Here is a 23,010-nt window from a genome sequence, read left to right as displayed (position 1 = left end):
GAATGTGGTAAAAGTACCACCAATTCGTATTTTTGTATCCGATATACAACCTATTTTGCCTTCTATTGCTGGAGGACGTTTACGTCTAGCGGGGATATGGGGAAATATACCTGATGGTTTTCAACTAGACTATGTAGGAACCTTTGATAACGCAAAACAAAAGAAGACGATTAAGAAGTTTGGCTCAAATTCAACTGAAATTCTAGTTCCTTGTAGCGATGAGCATTTCTCAAAATTATTATTGGAAAACGCCTCATTCCCGAGTCTTAATTTATTTGATATAGCTTTTCATCGATTTGTTCATTTATCTGATCAATATATCTTAGAATCAGTGAGTTATATGAAAGATGCAGATATAGTTATTTTCTCTCATCCATGGAGCTACAGGGTTCTGAAACCATTTATTGATACCAGTAAACAAACTATAGTATATGATTCGCAAAATGTGGAATCCTTTTTGAGGGCTGAAGATTTATTAAGTCAGCAGTATAAGAGATTAGGATCTCAGTTATTGAGAGAAATCATTGAGATTGAGAATGAATTATTACAGGATGCTGATTTGATTTTGACTTGTTCCAAACGAGATTTTGATCAATTTATAACTATATACGGAGTTAAGCAAGACAAGTTATTGTTGACCCCTAATGGAGTTTCTGTAAAAAAATCAACGGATCATATCTCTGCTACAAACAAGAAAAGAATGAAGAAAAAATGGGGATTGAAAAGAAAGTATAATGCAGTGTTCTCAGGTAGCTATTTTGGCCCTAATGTTAGGGCTTTAAAATATATCAATAAAATAGCAAGTTTATGTCCAGAAATAGATTTTCTCGTTACTGGTGATTTAAATGATGTCATAAAGTCAAAAGATTTATCTGAAAATGTTCATTTGTTAGGCCTGTTAAATGAGAAAAAATTGAAGGAAGTATACGATATATCAGATGTTGGATTAAATCCCATTGAAATTGGATCCGGAAGCAATATTAAAGTGTTTACTTATATGGAGGCAGGCTTAACGGTTGTATCTACACCGTTTGGTGCAAGAGGAATAGATGTTCTTGATAAAGGATTTTATGAGGGCAAAGAAGCCATAGTTATTGCTGAATTGGAAGTGTTTGTAGACAAGTTGAAAGATGTGCTTAATGATGAAAACCGACGAATTGAAATCGCTGCTCAGGGGCAAAAGATGGTTAAGTCGCACTATAGTTGGAAGGAGATATCAGAGAGGGTATGTCAGGTTATGAAGTCAAGATTTCAGTTATAATTCCGACGTATGAACGTTCAAGTTATCTTCTAAGACTTTTACGTCGTCTTTGTCAAAGTCGCTATAAACATTTTGATGTAATAATAATTGATCAGTCGGAACAACCAACCAATGTAGATAGATTTTTAGATAGATTGAATATGCAGTATCACCACGTTTCATTTCGTGGTGCGGGACTAGCTCGAAATTTTGGCGCCAAAATTGCTACAGGTGCAATTATAGCTTTTACGGATGATGACTGTATTCCCTCCAAAAATTGGCTAAGTAAAGCGTCTGAATTATTTCTTGAAAAGGATATTATCGGGATAGAAGGGCGTATATATGCCCCAAAGTATAAAACTAATCCTAAAAAATATCGAGTGGTGTCAAACCGGGGACTTGAGAACTTCGGCTTCATGACTGCGAACTTATTTCTAAAAAGAGAGTATTTTCATAGGGTGGGGGGATTTGATGAAAGGTTTAACAACCCACATTTTCGTGAAGATACTGATTTTGGCTGGAGATTACAGAGGTATGGTGAAATTCTATTTTCTGAAGATGTAAAAGTACTACATCCGTCAGAAAGATATAGAGAGGAAACGAACAGGAATCATTTTTTTGTACATGATGCTCTACTTTTCCATAAGCATCCTGAAAAATATTTGGAATTATTTATTAAGGAAAAGCACTATATTACAAATTCGAAATTTTGGGAGAATTTTTTGAGCGGTTTTGAGAGACATCATGTAAATAAGGAGCTTCTTCATAAATTACTGCAACATAATTCGATTGATTTAGGTTACGTACCCTTGTTCAGAATATTTCCATTTATCAAAAATTCAGTTATATAGGTATAATTTTTTTACAATGGCTCACTTTCAAATATATCAAGAATTAATTGAATAAAGTTTCCTGCTATTATAATAAAAAAAGGTAGGGGAATCAAAATGAAAGCAGTTATTCTAGCAGGTGGGACGGGCTCCCGCCTTTTTCCTTTAACCAAAGTAACTAATAAACACCTGCTTCCCGTAGGCAAGTATCCTATGATTTTTCATTCTGTATACAAGTTTAAAGAGGCAGGGCTTACTGATATTATGGTCATCACTGGTAAGGAACATATGGGTGATGTAGTGAATCTTCTAGGTAGCGGAAGTGATATTGGTGTTTCATTGACATATCGGGTTCAAGATGAAGCAGGTGGCATAGCTCAGGCTCTTGGGTTGGCAGAACAATTCGTAGGAGATGAGCAGATGGTTGTTATTTTGGGAGATAACGTATTTGAAGACACTATCAAAGAATATGTTGAGAATTTCAATAACCAGAAGTCCGGAGCGAAAATATTAATCCAAGCTGTTCCTGACCCTCAACGATTTGGAGTGCCTGAATTGGATAGCACACACATTGTATCTATAGAGGAAAAGCCACAGAATCCTAAAAGCAATTATGCGGTTACAGGCATATATATGTTTGATAGCAATGTATTTGACATTATCAAAACTCTGAAGCCCTCCACCCGAGGTGAACTGGAGATTACAGATGTTAATAATGCATATATTGAACGAGGAAATCTGACCTATGACATACTTAAGGGATGGTGGACTGACGCAGGCACACATGCATCATTGGCTCGAGCCAATGAATTAGCGCATGAACTTACTTTTGGTGATGAGTTTGGAAAGTTAAAGATATAAATTAGAAGGGATGGCGAACGATCTGAATATCACTCCTTCCAAATTAAACGGTGCTTTATTAATTGAACCCGTAGTTCATGGTGATCACCGTGGGTTTTTCATGGAAAGTTATAACGATAACGTCATGAAACAAAACGGGCTTCCCTATGAGTTTATCCAAGATAATCAATCTTTGTCTGCTCAACCCGGTGTACTTCGTGGGTTGCATTTTCAACTTAATCCTAAAGCTCAAACCAAGTTAATCCGTGTTCTTTCCGGCGCGATCTACGATGTTATTGTCGACATTCGAAAAGGTTCTCCGACCTTTGGTCAATGGCAAGGTTTTATTCTCAGCGATCACAACCACCGCCAACTGCTTGTTCCAAAAGGATTTGCTCACGGTTTTTGTACGTTGGTTCCTGACACCCAGGTCTTGTACAAAGTAGACGAATTCTATTCCCCCGAGCATGATCGCGGCATATTATGGAGTGATCCGGCACTTGGAATCGATTGGCCTACGTCCAATCCGATCTTGTCCGACAAGGATCAGAGGCACCCATTGCTGAAGGACGCGGAGATCAATTTTAATTTTGAAGTGAAGTAATTAGGAGGTTCCCATTCATGAAATTGCTCGTTACCGGCGGCGCCGGATTTATTGGAAGTAATTTTGTTATGTATATGTTGGAGCAGTACCCGGACTATGAGATCGTCAATGTAGATGCGCTTACCTATGCGGGTAATTTGGAAAATTTAAAATCTCTTGAGGGTAACAAGCGGCATACCTTTATCAAAGCAGATATTACGGATGCTGTTAAGATGGATCATTTGATTTGCCAGGGTGTAGATGTAGTGGTTAATTTTGCAGCAGAATCACACGTGGATCGCAGCATACTGGAACCGGATGTTTTCGTGCGTACGAATGTGAATGGAACCCAGGCGCTGCTTGAAGCGGCTAAAAAACACAATATCACCAAGTTCGTTCAAGTATCGACGGATGAGGTGTACGGTTCTCTAGGTCCAACAGGCCTTTTTACAGAGGATACTCCTCTTCAACCTAATAGCCCTTACTCTGCCTCCAAAGCAGGAGGAGATATGCTGGTGCGTGCTTATCACGAAACCTTTGGTCTGCCTGTAAACATTACGCGTTGCTCTAACAACTACGGCCCACTTCAATTTCCTGAGAAGCTTATTCCCCTTATGATCTCACGTGCGTTGAATGATGAAGGTCTGCCTGTATACGGAGATGGCTTGAACATTCGGGATTGGCTCTATGTAGAGGATCATTGCAGTGCGATTGATCTTGTTATTCACAAGGGGCGTAACGGTGAAGTATATAATATTGGCGGTAACAACGAACGGACGAACATACACATTGTGAATACCATCTTGGAGCAGCTGGGAAAACCTGAGTCTCTAATCCAATATGTACAGGACCGTCTGGGACATGACCGGCGTTATGGTATCGACCCAACCAAAACGATGACCGAACTTGGCTGGAAGCCTAAGCATAACTTTGAGACAGGAATTAAGGAAACGATTCAGTGGTACTTGGATAACAAGGATTGGTGGATACGTATTCAATCTGGTGCCTATCAGGAGTACTATGAGAAACAGTACGGGGCTCGCTTAGGAGACGATAAGGAATGAAGGTTCTCGTAACGGGTGCAAGCGGCCAGCTTGGACGAGATGTTGTGCTTCTTTTAGAAAAAGAGGGGCATGATGTTCTTGCTTGTGATCGGGACCAGATGGATATTACTAATCAAGCCCAATGTAATGAGGTTGTATCTTCATATCATCCAGAGGTCATTATACATTGTGCGGCATATACTGCCGTAGATGCAGCAGAGACTGATACGGATGGTGCATATAAGGTGAACTCAGTAGGCACACGCAACGTTGCTGTAGCTGCAGAGAAAGTCGGAGCCAAGCTGATTTACATCAGTACAGATTATGTCTTCGATGGTCAGTCGACGAATTCTTATCAGGAATACGATGATACGAATCCTCAAAGTGTGTATGGCAAATCCAAACGAGCTGGAGAGTGGCTGGTGCAATCATTGTGCACAAAATGGTTTGTTGTACGAACATCATGGGTGTATGGCCTTCACGGTAATAATTTTGTCAAAACCATATTGAAGCTGGGTCAGGAGAAACCAAAACTTCAGGTTGTTCATGATCAAAAAGGGTCGCCCACATATACCGTGGACTTGGCGTTATTCCTTATTGAACTAATGGGCACAGAGATGTATGGGATATATCATGCTTCTAATCGTGGAGATTGTACCTGGTACGAGTTTACCCAAGCTATATTTGAGGAGGCTCAAACTTCTGTTGGAGTTTCCATTCAAGCAGAATTGGAACCTTGCACAACGGAGCAGTTTCCGAGGCCAGCTCCTAGACCTGTTAATTCAGTAATGGATCACATGTCCATTCGAATTAACGGTCTAACGGATCTCCGCCCGTGGCGGGAAGGTTTACGTGATTTTATCCGTTCTATGTCATAATCAAAACAAATCTAATACAACATTAATGAACTCTCGCTCTTGTATTTCCGGGCGGGAGTTTTCGTATATAATAAAGAGAAAAGTTTAAATTTCGAGGTGCAGTATGAACCAATCTAAAGTATGTGTCATGCTTTCTACATATAACGGTGCAAAGTATATTGAGGAACAACTTGAAAGTCTACTCGCACAGCGCCACGTCGAGATGGATATTTATATCCGGGATGATGGGTCTTCCGATGAAACTGTCCAGAAGGTTCGCAAATATGCTAAATCTTTTTCTGATCAGATCAAAATTTACCTTTTTGAAGGTGAGAATCTAGGCGTGATCGGGAGTTTTTTTGAACTGATGCGTTTAACACAGCTCAAATATGATTTTTACGCCTTTTGTGATCAGGATGATGTGTGGAAGTCGGACAAACTTAGCAGGGCTGTGGAACAACTTCAATCAAGGCCATCCAAAATTCCGTTGATGTATTGTTCTTCTACCCAAATGGTGGATCAAGAGTTGAATCCTTTAAACATGTGGCCTCAGCTTCCTCCGAAACCACTCAGTATGTGCAATGCTTTAGTCGAAAATTGTTGTGTGGGTTGTACCATGGTTCTAAATTCAGTTACATTTGAGCATCTCAGAATGAATCTTCCCTCCGATCACAAAAGCATCATTATGCATGATTGGTGGATATATCTTGTCGTTGCCTCTTTTGGTGAAGTAATCTTCGATAAGGAGCCAATGATATTGTATCGACAGCATCAAGGAAATGTACTTGGTGGTAGCAATGATAAACTTTTTACAAAATGGAAGAACAGATGGAATCGTTTTATGAATGGGAAGAATCATTTTATTTTAAGTAAACAAGCAAGTGCATTTTTTGAGATATATAAAGATCAGTTATCTACACAACAGCAAGAAGACATACAACATTTTTTGTATCAGAGAGATCGTAGTTTGCATAATAGAATCAGTTATGCCCTGAATATGCCATTCTACCGTCAAGCCTCGCTGGATAACCTTGTTCTCAAACTTATATATGTAATGAAGAAGGTTTGAAGTTGTGATTGAATATACTTTAAGTCCCTTCTGATGCCAACATATGCTATACTTTCAATAGTTAAACATGAGACGAAGTCAGGAGTTATCAAAATGATTCATACAACGGATACTTCACTAACTGAAGTGTCACATATAAATAATAATGATAAGGTTGACGTTAGCATTATCATCGTTAACTACAATACACGCCAACTAACCTTGGATTGTCTGGCATCAGTTTATGCGTCTCAGACCTCTTACCAATATGAGATTATTGTCGTAGATAACGCTTCGCGAGATGATTCAGTTCAAGCCATTCAACAAGCTTATCCGAATGTGCGAATGATCGCTAACTCTACCAACACCGGCTTTGCCGTAGCCAACAATCAAGGAATGGACATTGCCAGCGGACGTTATATTCTGCTTCTTAATTCCGATACGGTTGTTCAGCCAGATACGTTGCATACGATGGTCTATTTTATGGATCGCCACCCCGAAATGGGGGCTTCCGGTTGTAAGGTCATTCTTCCAGACGGCTCACTGGATAAAGCCTGCAAGAGAGGGTTTCCAACGCCATCTGCGTCATTCTATTACGCGTTTGGGTTTTCCCGGCTTTTTCCGGATCGGCCGAAATTTAATCAATACCAATTGGGGCATCTTAGTCCAGATGATGAATATCCTGTAGATTGTCTGGTTGGTGCGTTTATGTTGGTACGTCGTGAGACCATTGAGCAGATTGGTGGATTGGACGAGACGTTTTTTATGTATGGTGAAGATATCGACTGGTGTTATCGTATTAAAGAGGCAGGGTGTGGCATTTATTACTATCCGCGTACATATATTGTGCATTATAAGGGTGGTAGTGCCCGTCGCAAACCTTTGAAAATTACGTATGAGTTTCATAGAGCAATGTGGGTGTTCCACCGCAAGCACTACGCAAAAAAGCATAATCCATTGATGAACGGAGCCGTATGGATGGGCATATCTTTAAAGTTTACGTTATCCCTCCTGCGTAACTGGGTATCTCTGCCTTCTCGTTCGAAGAGAACTGTTACACCGACGAGAACGGAAAACGAAGTATCATCCGAGGTGAAATCATGATTCGGCGTAATCAACGGTTTTTAACTCAATTGTATATCGCATCGGACTTTGGTGTTATTCAGCTGTCGTTTTTGCTGGCATGGTGGTTAAAATTTGAAAGTGAGCTGTTAACGAATCATAGCCCGTTGCCTATAGAGAAGTATTTGATGTGGAGCTTGGTCTATGCAGTGCTTGCTATATTAGCAGGTCTGTTATCTTCACTTTATGTACCTAAACGCAAAAAGCGTTTTGTTGATGAACTTTGGAAAATTATCCAATCTCATGGCATAGCCTTCTTCATGCTGCTGAGTCTGATGTTCTTTTTCAAGGAAGTAAATATCTCGCGCGCATATCTCGCGATGTATATGATCGGTAACATGTCCTTCACGTTGATCTATCGTTATATGGTGAAGTTACAACTAAAACACTTGCGCAAGAAAGGATTTAACCGCCAATTTGTATTAATCCTTGGAGCAGGTTCCCTTGGTAAACGATTCTATGACAACCTCAGAAGTTATCCTGAACTGGGGTATGAAGTGACGGGATTTTTAGATGACTATCGCCACTGGGATCAAGTTGAACAAAAGAGATACAGCCCGATTCTAGGGAAAATCGACGAACTGGAAGAATTTTTGTCTACGCACTATGTAGACGAGGTTATTCTGGCTTTGCCGCTGGATGCACATGATAAGTATTCAGACATTATCAATTTGTGTGAGAAGGCGGGAGTGCGTACACTGATTATTCCGGATTTCTTCGATTATTTGCCAGCAAGACCTCACTTTGATAACTTTGCAGGTATGCCGATGATTAATGTGCGTGACATTCCGCTGGACATTACCATTAATCGTCTGATGAAACGTGCGTTTGATATTGTGTTTTCGCTCGCAGCAATCATCGTTACATCTCCTGTTATGCTCGGCGTGGCGTTAGGTGTCCGTCTAACATCCCCAGGGCCGATTATTTTCAAACAGGAGCGGGTGGGACTTAACAGACGTAATTTCATGATGTATAAGTTCCGTTCTATGAAGGCGATGCCTGAAGGTTTGGAAGATACAGGCTGGTCCACCAAGAATGATCCGCGCCGAACGACATTTGGCACATTCATTAGACGCACAAGTCTAGATGAATTGCCGCAATTTTTTAATGTGCTGTTGGGTCATATGAGTGTTGTTGGTCCTCGGCCAGAACGACCTTACTACGTCAACCAATTCAGGGATGAAATCCCAAAATATATGATCAAACATCACGTTCGCCCGGGAATAACAGGATTGGCACAGAGCAAGGGATTACGAGGAGATACCTCGATTGAGGATCGAATTGAACAAGATATCTTTTATATTGAAAACTGGTCTTTATTATTCGATATCAAAATCATATGGGAAACCATTCGAAATGGTCTCAAGAATGCATATTAGGATTACTTGACGGTATTGATTTACAATTTCATACCACCATTTAACAGCCGCCTCGGGCGGCTATTTTGTTTTGCACCTCCTCAATTCGGGTAGTTAGCTATCAAAAAGGTACTGAGGATGTGAATGCTATATGAAACGCATTGCCGCCGTGTTAATACTACTGATCGTTACCGTGGGCACACTCTTTTTCGCCTATGAAAGCGAGAGTGAGGAACAACGGGACGGATTTACCGCCTATAGATTAATCGCCCATGCGATGGGCAGCATTCGTGATCAACCATATACCAACGCCTATGAAGCGATGATTGCCAATTACGAGAAAGGCACACGTGTATTTGAGATCGACTTTATGTTGACATCGGATCGCAAAGCCGTAGCCAGACATGAATGGACCGCTAATATGAGTAAAATGCTAGGACAAGAAGAAGAGCTTCCGGAGGATAAACAGGCCGGGGCGTTGACACATGATGAATTCATGGATACGCCAATCTTGGGCATGTATCAACCCATGGATGCCGCTGGCATTATAGATGTACTGGCTCAGTACCCAGATATGTATATCGTAACCGACACCAAGGAACAGAAGGATGAGGATATTCAGCAGGTGTTAAGGTCCCTCGTAGATGCTGCCAAAGAACATGATCCATCCGTGCTGGATCGAGTGGTTGTACAGATCTATAACGAACCGATGCTTGAAACGGTGAAAGAAGTCTATGCATTCCCTTCCATTATCTATACGTTATATGCCACACAGGATACAGAAGATCAGGTTGTTGATTTTGTACAAAAGAATGATATTGATGCCGTGACTATGCCGGAATATAAAGTAAACCAGAATTTCGTCGCCAAGCTGAATAGTGCAGGCTCAGTCACCTACGTGCATACCATCAATGACACTGAACAGGTGGCTAACTATGAGAAATGGGGCGTGTACGGGGTCTACTCGGACGTGCTGACGGAGCAGGAACTGGATGAGATGAATACACGTTTTGCCTGGAAACCGTAAAATGTCTTAATTATAATCATTACAGAATCCAAATCACAGGCTTTTCCATACCAGAAGAGGGAAATGCCTGTGATTTTCTGTTCCCCTTTTTATACGAACATTGACACTCACTGTCTGCTGACTTAGACTTAGTTTACAAGCTTTCTAGGATGCAGAAGAACCTCTGGAGGAATGTTCGTTGATAGACATGATTAAGCAGTGGAGACATGTATTTAAGCTTGACCCGGACCGGGAGATTACGGACGAAGAACTTGATCTGGTCTGCATGTCGGGGACCGATGCAATCATCGTCGGTGGATCTTCCGGAATTACTTATGATAACACGGTAGACCTGATGTCCCGTGTGCGTCGTTATGAGTTGCCATGTGTGCTTGAAGTATCTGATCTGGAGGCTGTTGTTCCCGGCTTTGATGGATATCTGATCCCTATGGTCCTGAATGCAACGGACAGCAAGTGGATGATTGGGCAACACCAGCAAGCCATAGAGCGTTACGGTTATCTCATTCCATGGGATCTGCTTATTGCCGAGGGTTACATTGTGCTTAATGCAAACTCCACGGTAGCGCGGTTGACTGGTGCAGATACGGAATTGACAACAGGAGCTGCAGTGGCATATGCCCAGGCTGCGGAACGTCTGCTCAATCTTCCCATTGTATATATGGAGTACAGCGGAACGTTCGGAGATATGGAGCTTGTTGGTGAGACGTACAGACAACTGGATCGGGCACACCTAATCTACGGCGGTGGAATTGATGATCCGGAGAAAGCCTCGCAGGCTGCCCAGGTTGCAGATACCGTCGTGGTAGGTAACATTGTGTACAGCGATTTGGCTAAGGCACTTGAGACGGTGTTGGCTGTGAAAGGAACCATTTAATCGGTTTAGTTTACCATTCCCCCATTTTCCCCTTATGATCTGTTAAAATAGAACTTTGCCCTTACTAATTAAGCGATTCGTATACAAGAGTTAGGTTTACACAGAAACGAAGTGTTCTCTCTTGTATTTTTACTACCTTTAAATATAAGCTAAACTAATTTTTACGCGAGAACGAAGAGGACAGAAATAAGCTGGAGAAGCGGAGCGTTCGCCTTTATTACCGGATTTTCACCTTTGAAAAAGTAGATCGAAAAATCCGGGAATAACAGCGATCGGAAGATTATTCTGTCATCGGAGTGGCGAGTGTAACCTATTAATTTTGCTTTATAGACCAACCAACGAAAGGAGCATGCATGCATGCAACCTGTAAATATACATGATGCCGTTGCACGACTTAACACCCCTCAACGGCAAGCCGTCGAGGCGACGGATGGCCCGCTGCTGATTATGGCCGGAGCGGGCTCCGGCAAGACCCGGGTGCTGACACACCGGATTGCCTACCTTATTGCAACACGGAAGGCACCCCCGTGGGGCATTTTAGCGATTACATTTACGAACAAAGCCGCCCGTGAGATGCAAGACCGGGTATCCCAACTCGTTGGTGGCTCCCAAGGACGCGACATCTGGGTATCCACGTTCCACTCCATGTGCGTGCGTATTTTGCGCCGTGACATTGAACGTATTGGTTTTACCTCCAACTTCAGTATCTTGGACTCATCGGACCAATTATCTGTAATTCGCAGCTGTATGAAAGATCAGAATATTGATACCAAGAAATTTGAGCCCAAAGCAGTTCAATCCATGATGAGCACGGCCAAGAATGAACTGATCAGTCCGGAGCAATATGAGAAGCAGGCGGGAGACTATTTCGAAGGAATTGTGGCGAAGGTATATAAGATGTACCAGAAACGGTTAAGAGCCAACAACTCGCTTGATTTCGACGATCTCATTATGCAGACCATTCAACTGTTCAAAGAAGTGCCTGAGGTCCTCGACTTTTATCAAAAGAAATTCCAGTACATTCACGTCGATGAATACCAGGATACGAACCGTGCACAGTACATGTTGTGCCGCATGCTCGCTGACAGCCACCACCACATCTGCGTTGTAGGGGATAGCGACCAGTCGATCTATCGCTGGCGCGGGGCGGATATCAGTAATATCCTGAACTTTGAGAAAGATTACCCTGAAGCAAACACGATTTTGCTGGAGCAGAACTATCGTTCTACTTCCAATATCCTGAATGCAGCGAATGAAGTGATCGGCCTGAATACAGGGCGTAAACCGAAGAAACTGTGGACGGACAAAGAGGGTGGTTCGAAGATCAAGGTGTACCGTGCGGATTCCGAACATGATGAGGGGTATTTTGTTACCTCCGAGATTAGTAAAAATGTGAAGAACGGCAAATCCTATCAGAACCATGCCATTTTGTACCGTACTAACGCCCAGTCCCGGGTTATAGAGGAAATTCTGATCAAGTCTGATATTCCGTATCAGATTGTCGGCGGCATCAAGTTCTATGATCGTAAAGAGATCAAGGACATTCTGGCGTATCTGCGCCTGTTATCCAATCCAGACGATGACATCAGTCTCACCCGGATCATTAATGTTCCTAAGCGTAGTATCGGTGATACAACGGTAGCGAAGCTCGCGGCTGCGGCAGGAGAGCGTGGGATTTCCATTTACCGAGTACTTCAGGTTGTGGACGATCTTGGATTTGCAGGCCGTACGCGGAATGCGCTGGTGGAGTTCTATGACATGATCGCTGCGTTGCATCAGATGGTAGAGTATCTGTCTGTAACTGAATTGACAGAGAAGATCCTTGAGATGAGTCAATACCGTCTTGAGATGCAAAATGAAAACACACTCGAATCTCGTGCACGGCTGGAGAACATTGATGAGTTCCTGTCGGTAACCATGGAATTTGAGAAAAATAATGAAGACAAAACGCTCGTATCGTTCCTCACCGATCTTGCATTGATTGCTGACATCGACAGTATGAACGATGATGAAGAGGACCAGAGCGACGCTGTTACCCTGATGACCATGCACAGTGCCAAAGGTCTGGAGTTCCCGGTTGTCTTTATCGTGGGTATGGAAGAAGGGGTCTTCCCGCATAGCCGTGCCTTTATGGACAATGAAGAGTTGGAAGAAGAACGACGACTTGCTTATGTAGGGATCACCCGTGCGGAAGAGCAACTCTTCCTGTCTTGTGCCCAGATGCGGACGTTGTTTGGACGTACAACGGCGAACCCGCCTTCCCGCTTCCTGGATGAAATTCCGGACGAGCTAAAGGAAGACACCTCGATGGCTCGTGATCGTTACCGCCGTGGCAGTAGCGGAGGTGGCTCGTATGGTGGACGTGGACTGGGTTCCAGTGGGGGAAGTAACTTTGGTGGTGGCACCAAGCTGTTTGATCACCAGAGCAAGAGCGGTTCATCTGCTACTTCATCCACGCCAACTTCGCGTGTGACTACAAGTGTCTCCCGCCCAACATATGCTACGCCATCATCAGCTTCCAAGCCTGTAGCTTCTAATGGTGAAGCAGGGTTTAAGGCAGGAGACAAAGTGCAGCATGGCAAATGGGGAACAGGCACGATTGTTGCGGTCAAAGGTACAGGGAATGATACCGAGCTGCAGATTGCATTCCCGGCTCCGGTTGGCGTGAAACGTCTGCTTGCCGGTTTTGCCCCAATTACCAAAGTAGAATAATTTCTGGACGAAACTTCCTTTTGCATGATAGCGGAGAGAACAGAAATAACTTGAAGAAGCAAAGCGTTCGCCTTTATCCCAGGATTTCTACCTTCTAAAATGAATTAAAAGAATCTGGGGATAACAGCGATCGGAAAGTTATTCTGTTATCGGAGTGTTAGTGTGGATATTCATTATTGAAATTATGTAGTGATACCAACGATGGAAAGTTATTCTGTTCTCCGAGTTCAATTGCAATAGGAGTGTTCGTTCTACATATATGATCAAATTAACGGAGGGATGGCCCTGTATGGACCCGATGCACCGGATGGAGCAACTCGTTACCGAGCTGAATCAGCATAATTATCAGTACTACACGATGGATCAGCCACAGATCAGCGATAAGGAGTATGACCTTCTGTACGATGAACTGGTTACGCTGGAACAGGAAAGCGGCATGGTTCTGCCTGATTCTCCAACCCAGCGTGTGGGTGGCGAATTGCTCAAGGGGTTTACCCCACATCGCCATTTATCCTCATTGTGGAGTCTGGACAAAGCGCAGAATATTGAGCAGCTACGGAGCTGGAATACCCGTGTACTGAAACTGATTAATGACTATAACAGTAAAAATCCGGATACGCCGTTACCGGAACCGGGTTATGTCATCGAGTTGAAGTTTGACGGATTGACGTTGAACCTGACCTACACCAACGGTGAGTTGGTACAAGCCTCTACGCGTGGTAACGGTACGGTGGGCGAAGGGATTTTGGCACAGGTTAGAACGATCCGATCCGTTCCGCTCAAAATTCCTTACACAAGCGGTACGATTGAAGTACAGGGTGAAGGCATCATGAATCTGTCTGTCTTGGACCGATACAATGAGACGGCGGCCGAGCCGCTCAAGAATGCACGGAATGCAGCAGCGGGAGCGCTACGCAACTTGAATCCTAAGGCGACGGCTGAGCGTAGGCTGAATGCTTATTTTTATAACGTAGGTTATTCGGATGAGATTCAGTTTGCCAATCATCAGCAGATGATGGATTTCCTGCGTGAGAACCGCTTCAAAGTGAATCCATCCATCACGTATTTCCATGAGTTTGATGATGTAATGGAGCAACTGGCCGCCATTCAGGAGAACCGGGGTCAACTGGACTATCTGATTGATGGAGCTGTTATCAAAATTACGGACATGCGCACACGCGAGGTGCTGGGTTATACCGATAAGTTCCCTCGCTGGGCGGTGGCATATAAATTCGAGGCAGAAGAGACCACGACGGTTCTTAACGCTGTGGTATGGAATGTAGGTCGTACCGGCAAAGTGACTCCGCTGGCACGGGTAGAACCGGTTGAACTTGCCGGGGTAACGGTTCAGAACTGTACTCTTAACAATGTCGGCGATATTGAGCGCAAAAATCTGAAGTTCGCTCTGGGCACACGGGTCTTTATCCGTCGCTCCAATGACGTCATTCCTGAGATTCTGGGTAAAGTGACTGAGGAGAGTGATGGCGAGGAGATCGTCTTCCCTGAGCAGTGTCCTGCATGTGGATTCCCACTGGAGCAACGCGGAGCGCATCTATTCTGTAACAACAGACTTGCGTGTAAACCGCAAACGGTGGCACGAATTTCCCATTTTGCTTCCCGTGATGCCATGGACATCGAGACATTCAGTGAGAAAACGGCAATTCAGTTGTATGATGAATTGAACGTACGTGAGCCTGCCGACCTGTATACGTTACAGTTTGATGATCTGGTGAAGCTGGAGCGGTTTGGGGAAAAGAAAGCGAACAACCTTATCGCTGCGCTGGAACTCAGTAAGGATCGTGATCTGGCTTCCTTCTTATACTCACTGGGTATTCCGAACACAGGTAAGTCCACCACGCGCATGCTCGCTGATCATTACCGGGATCTGCACGCCATTATGAATGCAACCGTGGAAGAACTGGTTGAGTTACCCGACGTGGGTGGTATCGTGGCTGAGAGCATCGTAAACTTTTTTGCAGATCCGTTTACACAGGCTGCGATTGAGAAAATGCTCAACTTGGGCGTGAAAGCTCAGGCACCTGAGGCACCAGCCGTTGCTGTTGTGGAAGATTCCTTCTTCAGTGGGAAAACGGTCGTCTTGACCGGAACGCTGCACCAATTGACGCGGGAAGAGGCGACGCAAAGACTGGAAGCACTCGGAGCGAAGGTAACTGGCAGTGTGTCGAAAAAGACAGATTTGGTTATTGCCGGAGAGAAGGCAGGTAGTAAACTAACCAAAGCCCATGATCTGGGCATTCCTACGATTGAGGATGAGGACGAACTGGTACGTCTTTTGAATCCCTAGGGTTAAAATGTAATCAGAGAGTTCATAATGAGAAAAAAGAAAAAAGCCCCCGAAGACACGAATATGTGATCGGGGGCTTTTGCTAGTTATCTAGATTATTTTCACAACGAGTGCACATTCACCAATCTTAACTGATCAGGATCCACTAATGTTGTTAGGGATGCGCTGAGATGCGCCTGTAAGCCATGCATCCTTGTCATATCCTCGTTCTTCCCAGTAACCGATATGTTCACTGTCGATGAGTTCAATGCGATTCAACCATTTTACTGATTTATAGGCATACATTTGAGGAATGACAAGCCGTACCGGACCGCCAAGATCAGCCGGGATGGGTTTGCCATCATGCATGACAGCGACCATAATATCCTCCATTTGCGCTTGATCCATCGTAATGGCATCCGTATACACACCATCACCGGAATAAAATTTCACACTGTGAGCTTCCGGTTTGACCCCGGCTTGTTTCAAAAGCTGTGCAAGAGAAATGCCTTCCCAGGTATTCTTATATACAGACCAGCCCGTTACACAGTGAAAATCACTAACCTGTACGGTGCGCGTCAGCTTCACGAATTGTTCCCAATTCCAAACCTGTGCCCGTTCAACCAGTCCATCAATTCGGAAAGACCAGTTAGCATTGGAGAAGGACGGTATAGGCGTAACCGTATATACGCGGAAATGACCTTCAGCTCCGCCTCCAATGGGAGGTGAAGAGGCAGACAGCGGTTGTGGCAGAGGAACCATACGGTTAGGGTCGTTCTCCAGCATGCTATCAATACTGTTATCGATCTTGAGATTTCGTCCTACCCAGGATATAAAAGTAGGACCAAGAGTCACGGCGAGACCAACCCCCACAGCAGAACGGATGAAAGCTCGTCGTGTATACAACGGCTGAGGTCGCTCCTCTGATTTGAGGGGATCTCTCTCGGAACTGCGATCAAACTGGGAAGAAGATATAGCAGCCGGAGTTTCTTTTTCATCCGATATTGAATCAGATGGATCAGCTGAATTTTGAGTTCGTGTTGAAGTTGTAGGTGTAGTGGTTTTAACCGCACGACGTGCAGGGTCCTTTAACCATTTGGTCCGAGTGATGGAGTGATAGATAATATAAGGTAAGCCCACCCAAGTCAGCAGGTCATGGATCAGAAGTGCAGCATTCGACCATCGAGGTCCAGCTAGCTTGAACTGCCATAATACAATACCCGAGAGTAGCCAGCCTATCAGCAGCGCAAGAACAAAGATGGTGTTCACCCTTTGCAATGGCCTATTTCGAAGCTGTTTCCAGTGCTTTCCGGCCAAAATCAAGTAATATACTACGGGTGCCAGCATAGCTAGCCCAATGATGATATGTAGCCATTTTAACCAGACACGTCCAATTCCGAGTATCTCGCGCCAAAAGCCGCCTACCAGCATAAGACCTGTTACAGCAAGGATCACAACAATCCAGGCATTCCAAGCATGGATGGAAACTAACTTTTTGCCGTAACCTTTGCGTCTGTTCTTCAACCATTGTTTCAAGTGCGATCACCCCATATAGGTTAGTAATGAGTTTATTCAGAACTTTGATATGTAATAGCTAGCTGTGAATGGAGTGCGTGATCTGTGTAAAGGTGCAATGCAAGATGGATATACGACTGTTCATAGGCTACTTATGAAAGTAGTACACTTGACTGCTTAACCTTATCTCTATATCTATATACCTTATTATAGAGTTTTTGGATCACTTTCTTCAAACGAACAGAAGGGCAAGGATCGTTATCACGATCATTACTCTAACTAGAACTCATCTAGATCATTATTACTTGTGGTTATAGAAGGCAGTAATATAGAAATGAGTTATTTCTTTTATATGTAATACACTTTTAGGGTAGCATTTCACTTGTTCAGAGTATGTGCTAATCTGTCGAATACAGGTTGGAGGCAAGACACCGTAGATGAAAATATCATGATATCAAAAGGGTGATTAAAAATGCTTGCTAAATAAATCACTACGTGATATATTATTTCTTGTCGCTTCAAACGAATGATTGTCATAATCATTTGAAAGATGACGAAAACAAAGTGTTGACAGTAAGTTAGTTAACATGATATGATGAGATTCCTGTCCGGTTGACAAACATCAACATAAACGGACATACAAGTTCCTTGAAAACTGAACAAATGGATAGTAACTTTTGATTCAAAATGAATCGTCAGATTCAAAATGAGCTTATCGCTCTTTTCAATACTTTATTGGAGAGTTTGATCCTGGCTCAGGACGAACGCTGGCGGCATGCCTAATACATGCAAGTCGAGCGGACTTGAAGAGAAGCTTGCTTCTCTGATAGTTAGCGGCGGACGGGTGAGTAACACGTAGGCAACCTGCCCTCAAGTTTGGGACAACTACCGGAAACGGTAGCTAATACCGAATAGTTGTTTTCTTCGCCTGAAGGAAACTGGAAAGACGGAGCAATCTGTCACTTGGGGATGGGCCTGCGGCGCATTAGCTAGTTGGTGGGGTAACGGCTCACCAAGGCGACGATGCGTAGCCGACCTGAGAGGGTGATCGGCCACACTGGGACTGAGACACGGCCCAGACTCCTACGGGAGGCAGCAGTAGGGAATCTTCCGCAATGGGCGAAAGCCTGACGGAGCAATGCCGCGTGAGTGATGAAGGTTTTCGGATCGTAAAGCTCTGTTGCCAGGGAAGAACGCTTGGGAGAGTAACTGCTCTCAAGGTGACGGTACCTGAGAAGAAAGCCCCGGCTAACTACGTGCCAGCAGCCGCGGTAATACGTAGGGGGCAAGCGTTGTCCGGAATTATTGGGCGTAAAGCGCGCGCAGGCGGTCATTTAAGTCTGGTGTTTAATCCCGGGGCTCAACCCCGGATCGCACTGGAAACTGGGTGACTTGAGTGCAGAAGAGGAGAGTGGAATTCCACGTGTAGCGGTGAAATGCGTAGATATGTGGAGGAACACCAGTGGCGAAGGCGACTCTCTGGGCTGTAACTGACGCTGAGGCGCGAAAGCGTGGGGAGCAAACAGGATTAGATACCCTGGTAGTCCACGCCGTAAACGATGAGTGCTAGGTGTTAGGGGTTTCGATACCCTTGGTGCCGAAGTTAACACATTAAGCACTCCGCCTGGGGAGTACGGTCGCAAGACTGAAACTCAAAGGAATTGACGGGGACCCGCACAAGCAGTGGAGTATGTGGTTTAATTCGAAGCAACGCGAAGAACCTTACCAGGTCTTGACATCCCTCTGATCGATACAGAGATGTATCTTTCCTTCGGGACAGAGGAGACAGGTGGTGCATGGTTGTCGTCAGCTCGTGTCGTGAGATGTTGGGTTAAGTCCCGCAACGAGCGCAACCCTTATATTTAGTTGCCAGCACTTCGGGTGGGCACTCTAGATAGACTGCCGGTGACAAACCGGAGGAAGGTGGGGATGACGTCAAATCATCATGCCCCTTATGACCTGGGCTACACACGTACTACAATGGCCGGTACAACGGGCTGCGAAATCGCGAGATGGAGCCAATCCCAACAAAGCCGGTCTCAGTTCGGATTGCAGGCTGCAACTCGCCTGCATGAAGTCGGAATTGCTAGTAATCGCGGATCAGCATGCCGCGGTGAATACGTTCCCGGGTCTTGTACACACCGCCCGTCACACCACGAGAGTTTATAACACCCGAAGTCGGTGGGGTAACCGCAAGGAGCCAGCCGCCGAAGGTGGGATAGATGATTGGGGTGAAGTCGTAACAAGGTAGCCGTATCGGAAGGTGCGGCTGGATCACCTCCTTTCTATGGAGAATCGTTTCCTGCAACGGAAACATTCAAATACGCAGGTTCATAGAACCTGCAACAGCAACACAGTTACTTATCCATTTGTTCAGTTTTGATGGAATTTGAGGGGCCATAGCTCAGCTGGGAGAGCGCCTGCCTTGCAAGCAGGAGGTCAGCGGTTCGATCCCGCTTGGCTCCACCAAACAATTTCATCTATTTGGCTTGTTCTTTGAAAACTAGATATCGAAACGAAACAAACGCGAATTAGAACATTCCTTTAAGCTGATCTTGTGTAAACAAGTCAAGTGTATAAAGGTAGTTGAATTGCTTTTGTGATGGTATCGGGTGAGAGCGACTTTTGGCTTTGCGCAAGCAAAACAAGGGAAGCGAACGACCGAAACCGGAACAAAATGGTTAAGCTACTAAGAGCACACGGAGGATGCCTAGGCGCTAGGAGCCGATGAAGGACGTGGCGAACAACGAAACTGCCTCGGGGAGCTGTAAGCAAGCTTTGATCCGGGGGTGTCCGAATGGGGAAACCCAGCTGGGGTAATTTCCAGTTACTCACAACTGAATACATAGGTTGTGTAGAGGCATACCAGGGGAACTGAAACATCTAAGTACCCTGAGGAAGAGAAAACAATAGTGATTCCGTCAGTAGCGGCGAGCGAACGCGGAGAAGCCCAAACCAGAGAGCTTGCTCTTTGGGGTTGTGGGACGTCTCACATGGAGTTACAAAGGAACCGGTTAAGCGAAGAGGTCTGGAAAGGCCCGCCAAAGAAGGTAAAAGCCCTGTAGTTGAAAGTCTGTTCCCTCCGAGACGGATCCCGAGTAGTGCGGGGCACGTGAAACCCCGTATGAATCCGGCAGGACCATCTGCCAAGGCTAAATACTTCCTAGCGACCGATAGTGAAGCAGTACCGTGAGGGAAAGGTGAAAAGCACCCCGGAAGGGGAGTGAAATAGAACCTGAAACCGTGTGCTTACAAAAAGTCAGAGCCCGTTTTAGGGGTGATGGCGTGCCTTTTGTAGAATGAACCGGCGAGTTACGTTCCCGTGCAAGGTTAAGGTGAAGAGCCGGAGCCGCAGCGAAAGCGAGTCTGAATAGGGCGACATAGTACGTGGACGTAGACCCGAAACCGGGTGATCTACCCCTGTCCAGGGTGAAGGTGCGGTAACACGCACTGGAGGCCCGAACCCACGCATGTTGAAAAATGCGGGGATGAGGTGGGGGTAGCGGAGAAATTCCAATCGAACTCGGAGATAGCTGGTTCTCCCCGAAATAGCTTTAGGGCTAGCCTCGGAAAACAGAGTCGTGGAGGTAGAGCACTGATTGGGTGCGGGGCCCGCAAGGGTTACCAAGCTCAGTCAAACTCCGAATGCCATAGACTTACTTCCGGGAGTCAGACAGTGAGTGCTAAGATCCATTGTCAAAAGGGAAACAGCCCAGACCATCAGCTAAGGTCCCCAAGTGTGTGTTAAGTGGGAAAGGATGTGGAGTTGCACAGACAACCAGGATGTTGGCTTAGAAGCAGCCACCATTGAAAGAGTGCGTAATAGCTCACTGGTCGAGTGACTCTGCGCCGAAAATGTAACGGGGCTAAACACACCACCGAAGCTATGGCTTGATGCTTTGCATCAGGGGTAGGGGAGCGTTGTATAAGGGTTGAAGGTGTACCGTAAGGAGCGCTGGACATTATACAAGTGAGAATGCCGGTATGAGTAACGAAAAGATCAGTGAGAATCTGATCCGCCGAAAGCCTAAGGGTTCCTGAGGAAGGCTCGTCCGCTCAGGGTAAGTCGGGACCTAAGGCGAGGCCGAAAGGCGTAGTCGAAGGACAACAGGTCGAAATTCCTGTACCACCGTAAGCCGTTATGAGCAATGGGGGGACGCAGTAGGGTAGTGACGCGGACTGATGGATGTCCGTCTAAGCAGTGAGGCTGATGTGTAGGCAAATCCGCACATTGTAAGGCTGAGCTGTGATGGGGAGCGAAAATTGTAGTAGCGAAGGTCATGATCTCACACTGCCAAGAAAAGCCTCTAGCCAGGTGATGGTGCCCGTACCGCAAACCGACACAGGTAGGCGAGAAGAGTATTCTAAGGCGCGCGGAAGAACTCTCGTTAAGGAACTCGGCAAAATGACCCCGTAACTTCGGGAGAAGGGGTGCCCCGGTAGTGTGAATAGCACGAGGGGGCCGCAGTGAAAAGGCCCAAGCGACTGTTTAGCAAAAACACAGGTCTGTGCGAAGCCGTAAGGCGAAGTATACGGGCTGACGCCTGCCCGGTGCTGGAAGGTTAAGGGGAGTGGTTAGGGAGTAATCCCGAAGCTGTGAACCGAAGCCCCAGTAAACGGCGGCCGTAACTATAACGGTCCTAAGGTAGCGAAATTCCTTGTCAGGTAAATTCTGACCCGCACGAATGGCGTAACGACTTGGGCGCTGTCTCAACGAGAGATCCGGTGAAATTTTAATACCTGTGAAGATGCAGGTTACCCGCGACAAGACGGAAAGACCCCATGGAGCTTTACTGCAGCTTGATATTGAATTTGGGTACGATCTGTACAGGATAGGTGGGAGCCTTTGAAGCATGAGCGCCAGCTTGTGTGGAGGCAACGTTGGGATACCACCCTGATCGTATCTAGGTTCTAACCTGGTACCGTAATCCGGTGCGGGGACAGTGTCAGGTGGGCAGTTTGACTGGGGCGGTCGCCTCCTAAAGAGTAACGGAGGCGCCCAAAGGTTCCCTCAGAATGGTTGGAAATCATTCGAAGAGTGCAAAGGCATAAGGGAGCTTGACTGCGAGACCTACAAGTCGAGCAGGGACGAAAGTCGGGCTTAGTGATCCGGTGGTACCGCATGGAAGGGCCATCGCTCAACGGATAAAAGCTACCCTGGGGATAACAGGCTTATCTCCCCCAAGAGTCCACATCGACGGGGAGGTTTGGCACCTCGATGTCGGCTCATCGCATCCTGGGGCTGAAGTAGGTCCCAAGGGTTGGGCTGTTCGCCCATTAAAGCGGTACGCGAGCTGGGTTCAGAACGTCGTGAGACAGTTCGGTCCCTATCTGTCGTGGGCGTAGGAAATTTGAGAGGAGCTGTCCTTAGTACGAGAGGACCGGGATGGACGTACCGCTGGTGTACCAGTTGTTCCGCCAGGAGCACCGCTGGGTAGCTATGTACGGACGGGATAAACGCTGAAAGCATCTAAGCGTGAAGCCCCCCTCAAGATGAGATTTCCCAGTATGTAAGACCCCTTGAAGACGACGAGGTAGATAGGCTGGGGGTGGAAGTGCAGCAATGCATGGAGCTGACCAGTACTAATCGGTCGAGGGCTTATCCAATAGCAAGTGATAATTCGCGTGTTTCGTTTCGAATCTAGTTTTCAGAGAATGATCTCTGAAATGAAAATCG

General features: G+C 45.5%; 14 protein-coding genes, 1 tRNA gene and 2 rRNA genes. 16 read left to right on the top strand and 1 reads right to left on the bottom strand.

Annotated elements, in window-relative coordinates:
* The first annotated feature begins 4 nt into the window (after positions 1 to 4).
* The 13 genes from NST33_RS27840 to ligA all read left to right on the top strand — a co-directional run bounded on the left by NST33_RS27840 (position 5) and on the right by ligA (position 15,839).
* Positions 5 to 1,261, top strand: a complete 1,257-nt coding sequence (locus NST33_RS27840; protein ID WP_339305812.1) for a glycosyltransferase family 4 protein — start codon at positions 5 to 7, stop codon at positions 1,259 to 1,261.
* Positions 1,228 to 2,091, top strand: coding sequence for a glycosyltransferase (locus NST33_RS27835; protein WP_339305810.1), 864 nt, complete (start codon positions 1,228 to 1,230; stop codon positions 2,089 to 2,091). Before NST33_RS27840 ends, NST33_RS27835 begins: the two co-directional genes overlap by 34 nt.
* Positions 2,092 to 2,187: 96 nt before the next feature.
* Complete coding sequence (locus tag NST33_RS27830) at positions 2,188 to 2,931, top strand: sugar phosphate nucleotidyltransferase (RefSeq protein ID WP_339305808.1); 744 nt, start codon at positions 2,188 to 2,190, stop codon at positions 2,929 to 2,931.
* Between the two features lie 22 nt (positions 2,932 to 2,953).
* Positions 2,954 to 3,514, top strand: a complete 561-nt coding sequence (gene rfbC, locus NST33_RS27825) for a dTDP-4-dehydrorhamnose 3,5-epimerase (protein WP_339308784.1) — start codon at positions 2,954 to 2,956, stop codon at positions 3,512 to 3,514.
* A gap of 17 nt (positions 3,515 to 3,531) precedes the next feature.
* Complete coding sequence (gene rfbB / locus NST33_RS27820; RefSeq protein WP_339305806.1) at positions 3,532 to 4,557, top strand: dTDP-glucose 4,6-dehydratase; 1,026 nt, start codon at positions 3,532 to 3,534, stop codon at positions 4,555 to 4,557.
* Positions 4,554 to 5,414, top strand: coding sequence for a dTDP-4-dehydrorhamnose reductase (gene rfbD, locus NST33_RS27815; RefSeq protein WP_339305804.1), 861 nt, complete (start codon positions 4,554 to 4,556; stop codon positions 5,412 to 5,414). Before rfbB ends, rfbD begins: the two co-directional genes overlap by 4 nt.
* A 103-nt stretch (positions 5,415 to 5,517) precedes the next feature.
* Positions 5,518 to 6,462, top strand: a complete 945-nt coding sequence (locus NST33_RS27810; RefSeq protein WP_339305802.1) for a glycosyltransferase family 2 protein — start codon at positions 5,518 to 5,520, stop codon at positions 6,460 to 6,462.
* Between the two features lie 93 nt (positions 6,463 to 6,555).
* Positions 6,556 to 7,545, top strand: coding sequence for a glycosyltransferase family 2 protein (locus NST33_RS27805; protein ID WP_339305800.1), 990 nt, complete (start codon positions 6,556 to 6,558; stop codon positions 7,543 to 7,545).
* Positions 7,542 to 8,942 carry an undecaprenyl-phosphate glucose phosphotransferase gene (locus NST33_RS27800; RefSeq protein ID WP_339305798.1) on the top strand — a complete coding sequence of 467 codons (1,401 nt, stop codon included), beginning with the start codon at positions 7,542 to 7,544 and terminating at the stop codon, positions 8,940 to 8,942. Before NST33_RS27805 ends, NST33_RS27800 begins: the two co-directional genes overlap by 4 nt.
* 130 nt (positions 8,943 to 9,072) lie before the next feature.
* Positions 9,073 to 9,948, top strand: coding sequence for a phosphatidylinositol-specific phospholipase C/glycerophosphodiester phosphodiesterase family protein (locus NST33_RS27795; protein WP_339305796.1), 876 nt, complete (start codon positions 9,073 to 9,075; stop codon positions 9,946 to 9,948).
* Between the two features lie 178 nt (positions 9,949 to 10,126).
* Positions 10,127 to 10,822: a heptaprenylglyceryl phosphate synthase gene (locus tag NST33_RS27790; RefSeq protein ID WP_339305794.1), complete on the top strand. Its 696-nt coding sequence runs from the start codon at positions 10,127 to 10,129 to the stop codon at positions 10,820 to 10,822.
* A 357-nt stretch (positions 10,823 to 11,179) separates the two neighbouring features.
* On the top strand, positions 11,180 to 13,534 hold the full coding sequence (gene pcrA, locus NST33_RS27785) for a DNA helicase PcrA (RefSeq protein WP_339305792.1): 2,355 nt from the start codon (positions 11,180 to 11,182) through the stop codon (positions 13,532 to 13,534).
* 289 nt (positions 13,535 to 13,823) lie between these two features.
* Positions 13,824 to 15,839, top strand: a complete 2,016-nt coding sequence (ligA, locus tag NST33_RS27780) for an NAD-dependent DNA ligase LigA (protein WP_339308783.1) — start codon at positions 13,824 to 13,826, stop codon at positions 15,837 to 15,839.
* A gap of 135 nt (positions 15,840 to 15,974) precedes the next feature.
* Here the strand turns inward: ligA and NST33_RS27775 are convergent, their stop codons facing one another.
* A complete protein-coding gene (locus tag NST33_RS27775; RefSeq protein ID WP_339305790.1) occupies positions 15,975 to 17,354 on the bottom strand; it encodes a molybdopterin-dependent oxidoreductase in 1,380 nt (459 codons plus the stop codon).
* 711 nt (positions 17,355 to 18,065) lie between these two features.
* On the opposite strand from NST33_RS27775, the gene NST33_RS27770 reads away from it, so the two are divergent.
* The 3 genes from NST33_RS27770 (at position 18,066) to NST33_RS27760 (ending at position 22,940) form a co-directional block, all read left to right on the top strand.
* A 16S ribosomal RNA gene (locus NST33_RS27770) occupies positions 18,066 to 19,618 on the top strand.
* A 108-nt stretch (positions 19,619 to 19,726) separates the two neighbouring features.
* Positions 19,727 to 19,802: transfer RNA gene (locus tag NST33_RS27765), tRNA-Ala, on the top strand.
* Positions 19,803 to 20,012: 210 nt separating this feature from the next.
* Positions 20,013 to 22,940, top strand: a 23S ribosomal RNA gene (locus NST33_RS27760).
* The 16S and 23S rRNA genes sit together here with 1 tRNA gene alongside, the layout of an rRNA operon.
* The last annotated feature ends 70 nt before the right edge of the window (positions 22,941 to 23,010 follow it).

It is taken from the genome of Paenibacillus sp. FSL L8-0435 (assembly GCF_037965655.1).
Classification (GTDB): Bacteria; Bacillota; Bacilli; order Paenibacillales; family Paenibacillaceae; genus Paenibacillus.
Note: the sequence above shows the minus strand (reverse complement) of the source record. Positions and strands in the feature narration are given on the sequence as shown.

Excerpts from the sequence above, each read along its gene's own strand:
- NST33_RS27835 (WP_339305810.1), top strand. The coding sequence starts at position 1,228 with ATGTCAGGTTATGAAGTCAAGATTTCAGTTATAATTCCGACGTATGAA.
- NST33_RS27830 (WP_339305808.1), top strand. The coding sequence starts at position 2,188 with ATGAAAGCAGTTATTCTAGCAGGTGGGACGGGCTCCCGCCTTTTTCCT.
- rfbB (WP_339305806.1), top strand. The coding sequence starts at position 3,532 with ATGAAATTGCTCGTTACCGGCGGCGCCGGATTTATTGGAAGTAATTTT.
- rfbD (WP_339305804.1), top strand. The coding sequence starts at position 4,554 with ATGAAGGTTCTCGTAACGGGTGCAAGCGGCCAGCTTGGACGAGATGTT.
- NST33_RS27810 (WP_339305802.1), top strand. The coding sequence starts at position 5,518 with ATGAACCAATCTAAAGTATGTGTCATGCTTTCTACATATAACGGTGCA.
- NST33_RS27805 (WP_339305800.1), top strand. The coding sequence starts at position 6,556 with ATGATTCATACAACGGATACTTCACTAACTGAAGTGTCACATATAAAT.
- NST33_RS27800 (WP_339305798.1), top strand. The coding sequence starts at position 7,542 with ATGATTCGGCGTAATCAACGGTTTTTAACTCAATTGTATATCGCATCG.
- NST33_RS27795 (WP_339305796.1), top strand. The coding sequence starts at position 9,073 with ATGAAACGCATTGCCGCCGTGTTAATACTACTGATCGTTACCGTGGGC.
- pcrA (WP_339305792.1), top strand. The coding sequence starts at position 11,180 with ATGCAACCTGTAAATATACATGATGCCGTTGCACGACTTAACACCCCT.
- ligA (WP_339308783.1), top strand. The coding sequence starts at position 13,824 with ATGGACCCGATGCACCGGATGGAGCAACTCGTTACCGAGCTGAATCAG.